The 14,758-nt window shown below is 70.8% G+C and carries 11 protein-coding genes; 8 read left to right on the top strand and 3 right to left on the bottom strand.

The features are described 5' to 3' along the window. Positions 1-8: 8 nt before the first annotated feature. Positions 9-971: a helix-turn-helix transcriptional regulator gene (locus H4W80_RS22315; protein WP_192786877.1), complete on the bottom strand. Its 963-nt coding sequence runs from the start codon at positions 969-971 to the stop codon at positions 9-11. A 63-nt stretch (positions 972-1,034) separates the two neighbouring features. Here H4W80_RS22315 and H4W80_RS22310 point away from each other — a divergent pair, with 63 nt between their 5' ends. Beyond that, positions 1,035-2,189, top strand: a complete 1,155-nt coding sequence (locus tag H4W80_RS22310) for an epoxide hydrolase family protein (protein WP_192786876.1) — start codon at positions 1,035-1,037, stop codon at positions 2,187-2,189. Between the two features lie 42 nt (positions 2,190-2,231). Here H4W80_RS22310 and H4W80_RS22305 read toward each other — a convergent pair whose 3' ends face one another. Together H4W80_RS22305 and H4W80_RS22300 are read right to left on the bottom strand one after the other, a co-directional pair. After that, positions 2,232-6,020 carry a S8 family peptidase gene (locus H4W80_RS22305; RefSeq protein WP_192786875.1) on the bottom strand — a complete coding sequence of 1,263 codons (3,789 nt, stop codon included), beginning with the start codon at positions 6,018-6,020 and terminating at the stop codon, positions 2,232-2,234. A 126-nt stretch (positions 6,021-6,146) separates the two neighbouring features. Then, positions 6,147-7,415, bottom strand: coding sequence for an extracellular catalytic domain type 1 short-chain-length polyhydroxyalkanoate depolymerase (locus tag H4W80_RS22300; protein WP_225963597.1), 1,269 nt, complete (start codon positions 7,413-7,415; stop codon positions 6,147-6,149). A gap of 294 nt (positions 7,416-7,709) precedes the next feature. On the opposite strand from H4W80_RS22300, the gene H4W80_RS22295 reads away from it, so the two are divergent. Genes H4W80_RS22295 through H4W80_RS22265 form a run of 7 tightly spaced genes read left to right on the top strand, consistent with a single transcriptional unit; the run spans position 7,710 to position 14,723 of the window. Further along, complete coding sequence (locus H4W80_RS22295; RefSeq protein WP_192786873.1) at positions 7,710-8,645, top strand: GNAT family N-acetyltransferase; 936 nt, start codon at positions 7,710-7,712, stop codon at positions 8,643-8,645. Beyond that, positions 8,642-9,352, top strand: coding sequence for a PIG-L deacetylase family protein (locus tag H4W80_RS22290; protein ID WP_192786872.1), 711 nt, complete (start codon positions 8,642-8,644; stop codon positions 9,350-9,352). The genes H4W80_RS22295 and H4W80_RS22290 overlap by 4 nt, the downstream gene beginning before the upstream one ends. Further along, positions 9,349-10,956, top strand: coding sequence for an ABC transporter substrate-binding protein (locus H4W80_RS22285; protein ID WP_192786871.1), 1,608 nt, complete (start codon positions 9,349-9,351; stop codon positions 10,954-10,956). The genes H4W80_RS22290 and H4W80_RS22285 overlap by 4 nt, the downstream gene beginning before the upstream one ends. Further along, the gene (locus tag H4W80_RS22280) at positions 10,953-11,933 is read left to right on the top strand and encodes an ABC transporter permease (protein WP_192786870.1); all 981 of its coding nucleotides are present in this window, start codon (positions 10,953-10,955) and stop codon (positions 11,931-11,933) included. Before H4W80_RS22285 ends, H4W80_RS22280 begins: the two co-directional genes overlap by 4 nt. Next, a complete protein-coding gene (locus H4W80_RS22275; RefSeq protein ID WP_192786869.1) occupies positions 11,930-12,754 on the top strand; it encodes an ABC transporter permease in 825 nt (274 codons plus the stop codon). The genes H4W80_RS22280 and H4W80_RS22275 overlap by 4 nt, the downstream gene beginning before the upstream one ends. Beyond that, positions 12,751-13,731, top strand: a complete 981-nt coding sequence (locus H4W80_RS22270) for an ABC transporter ATP-binding protein (protein WP_192786868.1) — start codon at positions 12,751-12,753, stop codon at positions 13,729-13,731. The genes H4W80_RS22275 and H4W80_RS22270 overlap by 4 nt, the downstream gene beginning before the upstream one ends. Beyond that, positions 13,728-14,723 (top strand): ABC transporter ATP-binding protein, encoded by a 996-nt coding sequence (locus H4W80_RS22265; RefSeq protein WP_192786867.1) that lies wholly within the window; start codon positions 13,728-13,730, stop codon positions 14,721-14,723. Before H4W80_RS22270 ends, H4W80_RS22265 begins: the two co-directional genes overlap by 4 nt. The last annotated feature ends 35 nt before the right edge of the window (positions 14,724-14,758 follow it).

Genomic DNA, 14,758 nt, shown 5'->3' with positions numbered 1-14,758 from the left:
ATTATCGTTCACCGTCTCGGCCGGGTCGCCCGGGCGAGGCGGTCGGTGAGGGCGCGGATGTGGTCGAGGAGTTCGGGTGGGTCGAGGATCTCGAAGTCGAACCCGGTGAGTCCGACATAGAGGGCGATCTCGTCGAGCGAATCGGATCCCGTGTGCAGCAGGCAGGTGTGCTGGTCGATCGCTTCTATCCGGGCCGCCGTGGGAGACATGCCGGCGGCCGCCCGCTCGGCGGAGGTGTGGAGCAGGATCCTGGCCTGATGACGGTACGGAGCCGACGCGACGGACTCGGAGACGTAACCCGCGACATCCTCGGCCGGTGCCGGGCGCGGGGTGAACCGCGGTCCGGAGGAGGGCATGCTCTCGATGCGGTCGACCCGGAAGGTCCGCCAGTCCTCACGGCCGGTGTCCCAGGCCACGAGATACCAGCGGCGGGGGGTGTGCACGAGCCGATGGGGCTCGACGACGCGGGTGCTCGCCGTCTCGTCGCGGCTGCGGTAGGCGAAGCGCAGACGCTCGTGATCGCGGCAGGCGGCGGCGATCACGGTCAGCGTCTGCGGGTCCACCGTCGGCCCGGCGCCGGGCATGGACACGGTGGCCGATTGCAGCGCGTTGACCCGGCGGCGCAGCCTGGACGGCAGCACCTGTTCGAGCTTGAGCAGCGCGCGCACCGACGTCTCCCCGATCCCCGCGACGGTGCCGACCGCGGCGCCACGGAGTCCGACCGCGACCGCCACGGCCTCCTCGTCGTCGAGCAGCAGCGGCGGGAGGGCCGCACCGGCGCCGAGGCGGTAGCCGCCCGACGTGCCCGACGCGGATCGCACCGGATAGCCGAGGCTGCGCAGCTTGTCGATGTCGCGCCGGACGGTTCGTACGTCGACGTCCAGGCGCTCGGCGAGGTCGGCGCCGGACCAGTCCCGTCGCAGCTGAAGCATCGACAGGAGCCGGAGCAGGCGCGCTGAGGTCTCCAACACAGTTCTCAGTCTGACGCCCGTTGAGGACAGTAATCGTCCGCAAGGCGATTTAACGTCTGGCCCATGCACAACGAAAGCACCGAAATCCTGCCGTTCCGCATCGATATCCCGCAGGCCGACCTGGACTCCCTGCGGGACCGGCTGGCGCGTACCCGCTGGCCCGACGAGCTGCCCGACGTCGGCTGGACCTACGGCGTCCCCGTCGGCTACCTGAAAGGGCTGGCCGAGTACTGGCGGACCTCCTACGACTGGCGCGAGCACGAGAAGAGGCTCAACGACTTCCCGCAGTTCACCACCACGATCGACGGACAGAACATTCACTTCCTGCACGTCCGCTCACCCGAGCCGGACGCTTTGCCGCTGATCATCACCCACGGGTGGCCGGGTTCGATCGTGGAGTTCATGGACGTCATCGGGCCGCTCACCGACCCCCGTGCCCATGGTGGCGACCCGGCCGACGCGTTCCACGTCATCGCCCCGTCGATCCCCGGGTTCGGCTTCTCCGGGCCGACGCGCGAGACAGGCTGGGACCTGTCCCGGATCGCCCGCGCCTGGGCGGAGCTGATGAGGCGGCTCGGCTATCAGCGGTACGGCGCCCAGGGCGGCGACACCGGTTCCGTGGTCTCTCCGGAGCTGGCCCGCATCGACTCCGAGCACGTCGTGGGCGTCCACGTCAACGGCAGTCTCGGATTCCCCACCGGAGATCCGGCGGAGCTGGCCGGTCTGAGCGGAGCCGAGCAGGAGCGGCTCGCCGCCCTGCAGGGGCAGATGGAAGAGGGCACCGGGTACGCGATCATCCAGTCGACCCGTCCGCAGACGCTGGGGTTCGGGCTCGCCGACTCGCCGGCCGGGCAGCTCGCCTGGATCGTCGAGAAGTTCAAGGAGTGGACCGATCCGGCTGCCGAGCTCCCCGAGGACGCCGTCGATCGCGACCTGCTGCTCACCAACGTCAGCGTCTACTGGCTGACCGGTACGGCCACCTCGTCCGCCCGCCTCTACAAGGAGGGAAGGGCCGCTTGGGGACGGCCGGCGGAACGCTCCGAGGTCCCCGCCGGGGTGGCGGTGTTCCCCGGCGACTTCGGAGTCCGCTCCATCGCCGAGCGTGACAACAACGTCGTCCACTGGTCGGAGTTCGAGCGCGGCGGCCACTTCGCGGCGATGGAGGTTCCCCAGCTCCTGGTCGAAGATGTGCGGACGTTCTTCCGCGGCCTCCGGTGACAGCCGTGGCGGCACGGCCGTCACCGGAGAGCCCGATCGGTGCTATCTGAGGGCGTAGGCCCGGTTGACGGTCTGGGTGGTCGAGCCGCCCGCCGGGTCCGACGCCGTGACCCGCAGCGACACGAACCCGCTGGTCCGCGCCAGGGCGGGATGCGCCAGCTCCACGCGGAAGCGCCCGTCGCCGCGCTTGCTGACCCGCGTCGCGGCCCGCCAGGTCGCGCCGTCGTCGACCGAGAACTCGACCGTGACCCGGTTGACGGCGGGCGCCCGGCGCACGGCCGAGTGCGCGCCGGCGCGCAGGTCGAACGCGAACGGCTCCCCGGCCGGGGCCCGGTTCAGCAGGTCGAGGGGCAGGTCATAGGTGATCTGGACGGCCGGCTGGAACGCGCACCCCGCCCCGAACGAGCACGCGTACCCCCGGGGCGCTCCCGTGGACGGCGGCGGGGAGGAGGCGAAGCGCGCGGTGGTCGTGACCTTGCCGGACAGGGTGCGTCCCGAGGTGTCCACGGCCTCCACGCGGTAGGCCCCTGGGCCGCCGGGCACGGTGAAGAACCGCGGACGCCAGCCCTGCGGGGCCAGCTCCCGATCGGCCGTGAACAGCCGGGACTCCGAGGTGACCGGGCTCAGTTCGCTGTAGTGACGGGGGTCGGAGTCGCGCCACTGCTCGAAAGGCACGAACCGCTCGGAGTCCCGGCACGACGCGCACGGCACCTTGACCGGGTAGCCCGGCGGCACGTCCGCGGCGGCGGGCACCAGCGGCGCCTTGAACCACTGCTCGGAGACCCGCCGGTCGTCACCGGTGAACCGGTCGTCGGAGTGCAGGACCAGCCCGTCGTTCGTGATCGAGCGGGACCACACCACGTCGTCGGACACGGGCCCGAAGTACTCGGTCCGGGTGAGCGGCATCCGCAGCGAGCCGCCGTACGTCATCCGCCCCGGCTCCTCGCCGGCCGTCGACTCGCCGTACTCCCAGCCGCTGGTGTCCGGTTTGTCGGCGTGGTAGGCGGCGTCGATCCGTACCAGCCGTCCCAGGTCGACCTCGGCGGGCCGCGCCGGCACCCGGCCGCGCGAGTCGAAGCGGAGGTGGTAGATCGCACTCGGCCCCGTGGAGGGTTCGAGGCGCAGCGAGACCGGCCCCTTGGCCAGGGCGGAGCGCAGCGAACGGCCTTCGGCGGCGTCCAGCCCCAGCCGCAGGGACCAGCCCAGCGGCACGCGGGCCCGCCCGCCGTCCACGTCGAGGAAGCCGACGACGCCCGCCGCGCCGCGCAGGGAGGCCTCGCGGCCGGCGTCGTCCATCTGGACGCTCGCGTTGACGTAGCCGCTCTCGACGGGGATCCCGACGAGCACGAGCTTGCCGGAGACGTCCACGCCCGAGAAGTCCTCCGGCCGTCCCCTTCCGACCGAGACGACGGGGTAGGACGTGGCGGCGGTCAGCCTGCGCATGGACTCCACGTCGTACGCCGGATGCAGGGCCAGCGCGCCCGCGGTGGCCGAGGCGAGCACGGGAGGCTCCAGGTTCCACTGGTGCGACAGCCGCACCTTGCCCGTCTTCACCGAGGACACCGGCGTGACGAACAGCTGCTGCCCGCCGCCCTGGACCCCGCCGTACAGCGAGACCGGCTGGGTGCGGTCGGTGAACGTGCGCACGTAGTACGCGTTCCCGGCCCCGTCCAGCGGCTTCGGCGTCCTCGGCCGGATCGGCGCCGTCCTGCGGGCGTCCAGGGTGACGGCCTTGTCCCCGTCGAGGTGGACGTTCTCGATCACCCAGCTCGTACGGTTGCTGAGCCGGCTCTCGTTGGCGACGCCGATCACCTCGTAGTCCCCGGCGGGCAGCCAGAACTCGCCGTTGCCCGAATAGTCGGTACGCAGGTAGTAGTAGCCGTACGGGTTGAACGGGTCCTCCGGGCTGTTCGCCCGCTTCGACGGGATCGCGTACACGAGGGGCTCGGCCTGGTAACCGGGGAAGAACTCCTTGGTCCCGTACGAGTTGACCAGCGACACCCCCAGCCGGTGCGTGGCGGGACCCGTGTAGTAGCTGAACGGCGTCACCAGCCGCACGTCGCCGCCGCTCGCCGTCACCCAGCCCCCGTACGCGCCGATCGGGCCGGCCGACGGGTCGGCGGTGAGGGAGACGGCCGCGGTGCCGTTCGCGGGCACGGTGACGCTCCGCGCGCCCAGCTTGACCGCCCTGTCCGGCGCGGGCCTGCCGCTCCAGCCGCGCGTGACGAGCGAGACGGCCAGCGTAACCGGCTGGGAGCCGAGGTTGCGGTACGTGACCTGCCTGGTGGCGGGCTTGCCGAGGAGCCGGAAGTCCACGACGGAGGTGGCGAACACGCTCTGGGTGACGGCGCGGGCCACGTCCACCCGGCCGCTGCCCTGCTCGAACCAGTTGTGCCCGTCGTTGCGCACGGCCGTCGAGGTCAGCGCGTCTCGCAGCTCGGCGGCCCGCCAGTCGGGATGCTGCTGGGCCAGGATCGCGGCGGCCCCGGCGACGTGCGGGGTGGCCATGGAGGTGCCGCTGAAGGTCGTGTACCTGTCGTCGCCCGGGATGCCGGGCAGCGAGGAGCTGGCCGAGCGCGCGGCCACGATGTCCACGCCGGGGGCGACGATGTTCGGCTTGACGGCGGCGTCGTCCAGCCGCGGCCCCTTGCTGGAGAAGCCGGCCAGGGTCGTGCCGGTCTCCTTGTCCACCGCGCCCACGGCCAGCGCCTCGTCGGCCGCCGCCGGGACGCTCACGGTGAGCGGGTCCTCCTCGTTCCCGGCGGCCGTCACGAAGAGCGTGCCGTACTTCTTGGTGAGCTCGTTCAGCGCCTGGCTCATCGGGTCGGTGCCGTTGCCGCAGCAGGTGCCCAGGCTCATGTTGACCACGTCGGCGCCCTGCGCGGCGGCCCACTCCATGCCGGAGATGGCCCACGACCAGTCGCCCAGGCCGTTGTCCGCGAGGATCTTGCCGACCAGCAGGGACGCGGCCGGCGCCACGCCCTTGTACGTGGGGCCGGCGCCCGCGACCGTCGAGGCGACGTGCGTGCCGTGCCCGACCTTGTCGGCGATGCCGGCGGAGTCGGAGAAGTTCTCGCTGGCGAGGATGCGTCCGGCGAAGTCGGGGTGGCCGGCGTCGATCCCGGTGTCGAGGACGGCGACCTTGACGCCCTTGCCGTCGAACCCGCGCTCCCACCCGGCCGGCGCGCCGATGAGGGGCACGCTCTTGTCGAGCGAGGCCCGGGTCTTGCGGTCCAGCCAGATCTTGGAGATCGCGCCGCCGGTCAGTTTGGCGCCGGTGCCGAGCCCGGCCCAGAAGTCGCGGGCCCGGTCGGCGCGTACCGTGAGCGCGGCGCCGTTGACGCTGTCGAGCACCCGCACGTCCTCGCCGGCCGGCAGGGACCGGGCGGAGCCGGCGAGCGTGGCGGGGGTGGGGTCGCCCGGGTAGGTGACGAGCAGCGGGATCGCCTCGACGCGCCGGTCGCGCGCCAGCGTCTCGACGTCGAACAGCTCCTCGTCCAGCGTTCCGGCGGCGACCATGGGGGCCGCGTCGGAGGGCAGGACCAGATATCCGCCGTCCTTGCCGGGCAGCGTGGCGAACGTGACGTCCGCGCCGCCGGGCCTGGGCGCCGGCCTGATGGCGATGGAGGGGACGCCGCCCTGCGCCGGCGCGTACTCGACGACGTCTCCGGTGATGAGGGTGAGGGTGACACGGGCCGGCTGGGTCTCAGCGGGCCTCTCATCGGGCCCGGTGGCCGCGGCTGCCGCCTGGTGGAGCGGCGCGAGCCCGGCGGCGAGCACGAGCACCGAGCCCGATAACACCGCCGATAACCGCGTGTGGAATGTGGACAAGATGTGCCCTTTCGGTTACAGCGGGAGCACATTCGGGAGCGCTCCCAATTCTCCGAGAAGGGCCAGTATCCATCAGATGATCACACCGGGCTCAGGGGGGTTCCCCGAGCCCGGTGGAGCGGGCCGTCACGTGCAGGCGGCGCCGTTGAGGGTGAAGGCGGACGGCTTGGAGGTGTTCCCCGTGTGGGTGGCCTGGAAGCCGAACGAGGCGGACGCGCCCGGGGCGACCGTGCCGTTGTAGCTGACGTTCCTGGCCGTGACCTGGCCGCTCGCGGGCGAGACCGTGGCGTTCCACGCGGAGGTGACGCTCTGGCCCGCGGGGAGCGTGAAGGCCAGCGCCCAGGAGGTGAGCTGGGTGGTGCCGGTGTTGGTGACCGTGACCGCGGCCGTGAAGCCGGTGTTCCAGGTGTTCATCGTGTACGTGACGCGGCACGCCCCGGTCCCCGGCGTCGGGGTCGGCGTCGGCGTCGGGGTCGGCGTGGGCCCGCCGCCGCCCTGGTCAAGGCCGAAGAACGTGATCGCGGCGGCGGCCATCCCGCTCATCGGGACGTTGTGGCCGACACCCTGGAGGCTGATCGCCTCGACGGGGGCCGTCGTGCCGGTGCCGCCGTACCTGGTCCTGGTCCAGCCGGACTGCGGCTGGTCGGTGCTGCTGGGCGTCTGGCTCAGGCCGTGGACGTTGGTCCACTGCTTGATCTCCTCCTGGAAGTTCGGGTACTGCAGCGTGCCGTCCGCGGTGCCGTGCCACACCTGCATGCGCGGGCGGGGGCCGCTGTAGCCGGGGTACGCGCCGCGTACGAGGTCGCCCCACTGCTGCGGCGTCTTGGAGACCTGGCCGTTGGCGCAGGCGCTGTTCCACATCGAGCCGTCCGTGGTGGCGAAGCAGGCGAACGGCACGCCGGCGAACGCGGCCCCGGCCTTGAAGACGTCGGGGTAGTCGCCGAGCAGCACGTTCGTCATCATGGCGCCTGACGAGGCCCCGGTGACGAAGGTGCGGTCGGGGTCGGTGCTGTAGCGCTGCTGCACGTACCTGACCATGGAGATGATGCCGACCGGGTCGCTGCCGCCGTCGTGCCGCAGCGCCTGCGGCGAGGAGACGTCGAAGCAGGAGCCGCTCCTGGTCGCGGACGGGTAGATGATGATGAACTTGTACCGGTCGGCCAGCGAGGCGAACTCCGTGCCGGAGTAGAAGGCCGGGCCCGATCCCGTGCAGTAGTGCACCGCGACCAGGAGAGGCGGTCGGGTCCCGACGCCGTCCGGGACGTACAGGTGCATGCGCAGGTTTGTCGGGTTAGTGCCGAAGCCGGTCACCTCCGTCAGCTGTGCCGACGAGGCCGGTGGCGCGGTGATCAGCCCCGCGACGATGAGCGTCACGGCGGCGATCAAGGCACCCATGATCCGAGCTCTCACGTTCATCGGGTTCCTCTCGTTCGCCTGAAACATTGCGAGTGTGAAGAGAAACTTTCGCCAGCGCAATCGCTGCTGCTGGTGACCTGTCGGGATAGCGAGGTGACCTGCGGCTAAGGGTGACTGCGGGTCGGCCGCACGTGAAAGTTTCGGGTGCGGGGTGGCGCAAAAGAAATTTTCTAAACATGCGCCGAGGGAGAAAATAAATTCCCGGATCATCTTGACCCGGCTCGATGACCATGGGAAAGCTGGGACCGGAGAGCCAAAGGTGAAAGGACCCCGATGGTCACAGTCCGCGCCTTCGCGTCCGGTGACGAGGTCTCCCTGGTGGACGCCTGGAACCGCAGCATGCCGGCCGATCCCGCCACCTCCTCCTGGTTCCGCGACTGCGTGTTGCTCGACCCCAACTTCGACCCCGACGGCCTGCGCGTGGCCGTCTCCGGCGGCCGGGTGGTGGGCTGCGCGTACGCGGTGCGCCGCCTGACCCCCTTGGCCCCGGGCACCGACCTGGAGCCGGACACCGGCTGGATCCCGTTCTTCTTCGTCGTCCCCGAGCATCGCGGGGGCGGGCTCGGGAGGCGGCTGGTGGGCGAGGCGGTGGCGTTCCTGGAGCAGGCCGGCCGGACGAAGGTCGATTTTTCGTCTTATACGCCGAACTATGTGCTCCCCGGGGCGGACGCCGAGCTCTACCCCGACGGTTACCGGCTCCTCAACGGGCTCGGCTTCCGGACCCTGTACTCGCCGGTCGCCATGGACCGGACGCTCGTCGGCTACGTGACCCCCGACGACGTACGCGAGCTGCGCGCCGAGCGCGAGAGCGAGGGGTACGCCTTCCGCAGCCCCACCGACGGCGAGCTGCCCGAGCTGATCCGCTTCGCGGCCGACGCCTTCAACCCCGACTGGGGTGAGGCGATCCGCCGGCATCGCGATCCGAAACGGATGATCATCGCGAAAAAAGATCAAATAGTGGGATTCGCGCTGTATGCGGCTTACCGTGGCATCCCCGAGCGCTTCGGTCCCTTCGGCGTCGACCCCGAGCAGCGCGGCACCGGCCTCGGCAAGATCCTGCTCCATCTCACCATGACCATGATGCGCGCCGAAGGGCTCCACTCGTCGTGGTTCCTCTGGACCGGCGAGGCGAGCCCGGCCGGCCGCCTCTACACCAAGGCCGGCTACGAGATCACCCGGCGCTTCCACGTGATGAGGAAGGCGGCATGACGCACGTCCTGGCCATCGGCGCGCACGCGGGCGACCTGGACCTGACGGCGGGCGCCGTGCTCGCCCAGCACGTCCTGCGCGGCGACCGGGCCACGCTCCTCCACCTCACCCTTGGCGAACGCGGCCACCCCCGCCTGCCCGTCCCCGACTACGCCAGGCAGAAGCGCGAGGAGGCCGAGACGTTCGCCGAGCGGATCGGCGCGGGCGTGCGCTTCCTCGACTACGAGGACGGCCTGCTGCCCGAGGACGAAGAGGTCAAGCTGCGCGTCGGCGACCTGATCAGGGAGCTGCGCCCGGACGTCATCCTGACCCATTGGAGCGCGTCCATCCACAAGGATCACGCCCGTACCCACCGGATCGTCGAGGACGCCCGCTTCTACGGCGGGCTCAAGACGCTCGAACGCGAGCACCCGGCCTACTGGGCGGGCGAGCTCTACTACGCCGACAACTGGGAGGACGCCGAGGGCTTCGTCCCCGACGTGTTCGTCGAGCTGACGGAGGAGGCGTACGAGCTCTGGTCGGAGGCGATCACCGGGTACGCCTATGCCAGAGGCGAGACCTACGGCTTCCCGTACGTCGAGTACTACCGCGCGCTGACGATCGTGCGCGGCGCACCAGCCGGATTCGAGCGCGCCCAGGCCTTCGCCGCCCCGAAGGGCTCGCGCGACCTCCGGACGAAGTATTTCGGAAAGGCCACCCCCCAATGAAACGCTGTCTGGCATTACTCCTCGCCCTGGCCCTCGCCGGCTGTTCGAGCAGCGGCGGCCCCACCGGCAAGAACAGCACGAGCGCGCCCCCTCTGGTGATCCACGCCGTGGACGCGGGGACGTTCCAGGAGGACTTCAACCCGTACCACCTCGAAGGCGTGAACTTCGGCACGAGCGGGATGATCTACGAGACCCTCATGTACTTCAACAAGCTCAAGCCCGGAGAGATCGTCCCGTGGCTGGCGCTGAAGTACGAATGGTCGGACAAGGGCAAGTCGCTCACGTTCACCCTCCGCCCGGGGGTGAAGTGGAGCGACGGGCAGCCGTTCACCGCCGACGACGTGGCCTTCACCTTCCAGATGCTGAAGGACCACGCGCAGCTCAACACGTCCGCGCTGGAGATCAAGGACGCGCGGGCGCTGGCACCGGACAAGGTGCGCGTCGACTTCAGGACCACCTCGTACGCCAAGCTCTACAACATCGCCGGCGGCTCGCCCATCGTGCCCAAGCACCTGTGGGACAAGCAGCAGGATCCGGCGACGTTCACCAACGCCAAGCCGGTCGGCACGGGGCCGTACAAGCTGTCGAAGTTCTCGGCGCAGCTCTACGAGATGGAGAAGAACCCGTCCTACTGGCAGCCGGGCAAGCCGGAGGTGCCGCTGCTGCGCTTCCCGGCGTACACGGCCAATGCCCTGCAGACGGCGCTCCAGCAGGGCGAGGTGGACTGGGCGGGCGCGTTCGTGCCGGACATCCAGAAGATCTTCGTGCAGGGCAAGCCGGAGCAGAACAAGTTCTTCTTCCCGCCGGCGGGCCTGGTCTCGCTGCTGCCGAACCTGACCAACCCGGTCCTGGCCAGGCCGGAGGTACGGCAGGCCATGAGCCTCGCCATCGACCGGGACAAGATCGTCAAGGTGGCCGAGCGCGGCTACACCAAGGTCGCCCACCCGACGGGCGTGCCGATGCCGGGCGGCGAGGCGTACGTGCCGCCGGAGTACAAGGACGCCGCGTTCAAGGTGGACGTGGCCAGGGCCAGGGAACTGCTCAAGGGCGTGAACCCGGCCGAGCTGAAGTTCACGCTGCTGGTGCCGTCGCCGTTCACCGACTGGGTGAACGCCGCCCAGCTCATCAGGGAGGACCTGGCCAAGGTCGGCATCACGGTCGAGACCAGGGGCGTGGCCTTCCAGGACTGGGTGTCGAAGGTCGGCAAGGGCGACTACGAGCTGTCGATCAGGGGCGCCGAGGGCGGCCCGACCCCGTACTTCCAGCTGCGCTTCATGCTCTTCGGCGGGCTGTTCAAGCCCGTCGGTGAGGCCGCGAGCGGCAACTACGAGCGGTGGAAGGACGCCGCGACCGACCGGCTGATCGAGGAGTACGCCGCCACCGACGACCTGGCCGAGCAGCAGCGGGCCACGCAGGGGCTGGGCCGGATCATGGTGGAGAAGCTGCCCCAGCTGCCGCTGTTCTACAGCCCGGGATGGGCGCAGTTCCGGACCACCAAATATGTCGGCTGGCCGTCGGAGCAGGATCCGTACGCGATGCCGTCGCCGTACACCTCGCCCGACGCCGCGGTCGTGCTGCTGCACCTGAAGCCGGCCGTCAAGTGAGGTTCCTGGCCCGGCGGCTCGGCTTCTACCTGCTGACCGCCTGGGCCGCCGTCACGCTCAACTTCCTGATCCCCCGGCTCATGCCGGGGGACCCGGTGGAGCTGCTGGTGGCCCGGATGAAAGGCAACGTCGACCCGGCCGCCATCGACGCGATGCGGCGGGCGTTCGGCATCAGCGACGCGAGCCTGTGGCAGCAGTATCTGGACTACCTGGGCAATCTCGCTCAAGGGGAGCTGGGCCGCTCGATCACCTTCTTTCCCGCCGAGGTGTCCACGGTCATCGCCGGCAGCCTGCCGTGGACGGTCGGGCTCGTCGGGGTGGCCACCCTGATCAGCTACCTGATGGGCACCTCGCTGGGCGTGCTCATGGCGTGGAAGCGGGGCACCTGGCTCGACGGGGTGCTGCCGGCGGCCACGTTCATGCACGCGGTGCCGTACTTCTGGGTGGCGCTGGCGCTGGTGTTCGTCTTCGGGGTGACGCTGCAGTGGTTCCCCGTGTCGAGGGCGTACGGGCTGGACGTGATGCCCGGCCTCACCGGCGAGTTCGCCGGCAGCGTGGTCTACCACGCGGCGCTGCCCGCGGTGACGATCGTGGCCGCGTCGATGGCCGACCGGATCCTCGGCATGCGCAACGTCATGGTGACCACGCTCGGCGAGGACTACGTGGTGATGGCCGAGGCCAAGGGGCTGACCTCCAGGAGGGTCATGTGGGCGTACGCCGCCCGCAACGCGATCCTGCCCAACATCACCAGCTTCGCCCTGTCGCTCGGCTTCGTGGTGGGCGGCTCGGTGCTGACCGAGATCGTCTTCTCCTATCCCGGGATCGGGTCGATGCTCCTCAAAGGGGTGGAGAACGAGGACTTCCCGCTCATGCAGGGCATCTTCCTCGTCATCTCGCTGGCCGTGCTCGTCGCCAACTTCCTGGCCGATCTGGCGTACGTGGTGCTCGACCCCCGAACCAGGCAGGAGTCCGAATGAAGATCAAGATCGGCGCCGGCATCCTCGCCTTCTTCACGCTGATGGCCGTGCTCGGGCCGCTGCTCATCGGCGCGGACCCGGCCGCGACCGGCGACGACGGGCTCCAGGGCCCGTCGGCCGCGCACTGGCTCGGCACCACGCAGACCGGGCAGGACGTCCTCACCCAGATCGTGTACGGCGCCCGCGTCTCGATGGGCGTCGGCCTGCTCTCGGCGGTCATCGCCAACGTGATCGCGGTCGCGGTCGGCCTGGTCGGCGGCTATTTCGGCGGCGCGGTGGACGAGGTGCTGTCCGTGCTCACCAACATCTTCCTGGTGCTGCCCGCCCTGCCGCTGATCATCGTGCTGGCCGGCTACCTGCCGCAGCGCGGGGTCGCCTCCGTGGCCGTGGTGATCGCGGTCACCGGCTGGGCCTGGGGCGCGCGGGTGCTGCGGGCGCAGACCCTGTCCGTACGGCGGCGCGACTTCGTCCAGGCCGCGCGGGCGAGCGGCGAGGGGGCCCTGCGGATCGTCTTCTTCGAGATCCTGCCCGTGCTGCTGCCCGTCATCGCCACCAGCTTCCTGGCCACCGTGGTCGCGGCGATCCTGGCCGAGGCCGGGCTGTCGTTCCTCGGCCTGGCCGACCTGTCCACCGTGAGCTGGGGCAGCATGCTCTATTTCGCGCAGAACGGCCAGGCGCTGCTCATCGGGGCCTGGTGGTGGTTCATCCCGCCCGGCCTGTGCATCGCGCTCATCGGCACCGGACTCGCGCTGGTGAACTTCGGCATCGACGAGATCGCCAACCCCCGGTTGCGAACGGTCAAGGTGAAGGCCCGCACATGAACGTCCTGGAGATCCGCGACCTGAGCGTCGACTACCTGTCCGGCAGCGGCACCGTGCACGCCGTCGCCGGCGTCTCCCTCGACCTGCGCCGCGGCGAGGTGCTGGGCCTGGCGGGGGAGAGCGGCAGCGGCAAGTCCACGCTGGCCAACGCCGTCGCCCGGCTGCTGCGGCCGCCCGCCGCGATCACCTCGGGCTCGGTCGTCTACCGCCGCCAGGACGGCTCGTCGGTGGACGTGCTCGCGCTCGGGAAGAGCCGGCTCAGGGCCTTCCGCTGGAAGGAGCTGGCCGTCGTCTTCCAGAGCGCCATGAACGCCCTCAATCCGGTCAGCACCGTCGGCGCCCAGATCGACGACGTCCTGCGCGTCCACGTGCCGGGGATGTCCCGCAGCGATCGCGCGGAGCGGGCGGTCGAGCTGCTGCGACGCGTCGGCATCAGCGCCGACAGGCGGCGCTCCTACCCCCACGAGCTGTCCGGCGGCATGCGGCAGCGCGCGGCCATCGCCATCGCGCTCGCGCTCAACCCCGAGATCATCATCATGGACGAGCCGACGACCGCGCTCGACGTGGTGGTCCAGCGCGACATCCTCCACGAGATCAGGGAGCTCAGGCAGGAGTACGGCTTCGCGGTCGTGTTCATCACGCACGACCTGTCGCTGCTCATGGAGATCTCCGACCGGATCGCCATCATGTACGCGGGCCGGGTCGTGGAGACCGGGTCCGCGAAGGCCATCCACAGGTCGCCGCGGCACCCGTACACGCTGGGGTTGCTCCGCTCGTTCCCGCGCCTGCACGGGCCGCGCGAGGAGCTGCTGGGCATCCCCGGCAGCCCGCCCGACCTGAGGGCGCTGCCACCGGGATGCGCGTTCCACCCGCGGTGCGGGATGGCCGTGGCGGAATGCTCCTCGGTCCTGCCCGAGCTCGAAGGCGACGTCGCGTGCCTGCTGAACGGCGGCCGCGGTCTGGAGGACGCGTCATGATCGTCCTGGAGGGACGGAACCTCACCAAGCACTTCACCGCGGCCCGCGGCCCCCGGGGCCGCCTCGGCAGGCGGCCGCCGGTGCGGGCCGTCGAGGACGTGTCGATCGCGCTGCGGGCCGGGACGGTGTCGGCGCTGGTGGGGGAGAGCGGCTGCGGCAAGAGCACGGTGGCGCGGCTGCTGGCGCAGGTCTATCCGGCCACGTCGGGCGAGGTGCTGCTGCGCGGCGAGCCGGTGCGCGCCCACCGAGGGGCGGCGTTCAGGGACTTCCGGCGGCAGGTGCAGCTCATCTTCCAGGACCCGTTCGCCTCGCTGAACCCCTTCCACCGGGTGCGCTACCACCTGGCCAGGCCGCTGCGCATCCACGGACACGTGCGCTCGGACGCGGAGGAACGCGCGCAGGTCGCCGAGCTGCTCGAACGCGTCAGCCTCACGCCGGTCGAGCAGTTCATGGACAAGCTGCCGCACGAGCTGTCCGGCGGGCAGCGGCAGCGGGTGGCCATCGCGCGGGCGCTCGCGGTGCGGCCCGTCGCGCTGATCGCCGACGAGCCCGTGTCGATGCTGGACGTGTCGATCAGGCTCGGGGTGCTGCGGCTGCTGGAGGGGCTGGCTAGGGAGAGCGGGCTGGCGCTGCTGTACATCACGCACGACATCGCCGGCGCCCGCTACTTCGCCGAGGACATCACGGTCATGTACGCGGGACGGCTGATCGAGAGCGGGCCGAGCGAGGAGCTCACGCAGGCGGCGCGGCACCCGTACACGCGGTTGCTGCTGGAGTCGGCGCCGGATCCCGACCGGGTGGCGGCGCCGGAGGCCACCCGGCACGGTGAGCCGCCGAGCCTGATCGACCCGCCGGGCGGGTGCCGGTTCCATCCGCGCTGCCCGGTGGCGCTGCCGGTGTGCTCGGAGGAGGCGCCCGCGCGTACCGCGCTGGGGGAGGGCCACTGGACGCACTGCTGGCAGGTGGAGTCGGCGGCCCGGACGGGGAGATAGTCGCTTAGACTCAGATGGGGCGGTAGCGACGGCTC

This window comes from Nonomuraea angiospora, assembly GCF_014873145.1.
Classification (GTDB): Bacteria; Actinomycetota; Actinomycetes; order Streptosporangiales; family Streptosporangiaceae; genus Nonomuraea; species Nonomuraea angiospora.
This window is presented reverse-complemented; position numbering and strand designations above follow the sequence as displayed.

Excerpts from the sequence above, each read along its gene's own strand:
- H4W80_RS22310 (WP_192786876.1), top strand. The coding sequence starts at position 1,035 with ATGCACAACGAAAGCACCGAAATCCTGCCGTTCCGCATCGATATCCCG.
- H4W80_RS22300 (WP_225963597.1), bottom strand. The coding sequence starts at position 7,415 with ATGGGTGCCTTGATCGCCGCCGTGACGCTCATCGTCGCGGGGCTGATC.
- H4W80_RS22295 (WP_192786873.1), top strand. The coding sequence starts at position 7,710 with ATGGTCACAGTCCGCGCCTTCGCGTCCGGTGACGAGGTCTCCCTGGTG.
- H4W80_RS22290 (WP_192786872.1), top strand. The coding sequence starts at position 8,642 with ATGACGCACGTCCTGGCCATCGGCGCGCACGCGGGCGACCTGGACCTG.
- H4W80_RS22285 (WP_192786871.1), top strand. The coding sequence starts at position 9,349 with ATGAAACGCTGTCTGGCATTACTCCTCGCCCTGGCCCTCGCCGGCTGT.
- H4W80_RS22275 (WP_192786869.1), top strand. The coding sequence starts at position 11,930 with ATGAAGATCAAGATCGGCGCCGGCATCCTCGCCTTCTTCACGCTGATG.
- H4W80_RS22270 (WP_192786868.1), top strand. The coding sequence starts at position 12,751 with ATGAACGTCCTGGAGATCCGCGACCTGAGCGTCGACTACCTGTCCGGC.
- H4W80_RS22265 (WP_192786867.1), top strand. The coding sequence starts at position 13,728 with ATGATCGTCCTGGAGGGACGGAACCTCACCAAGCACTTCACCGCGGCC.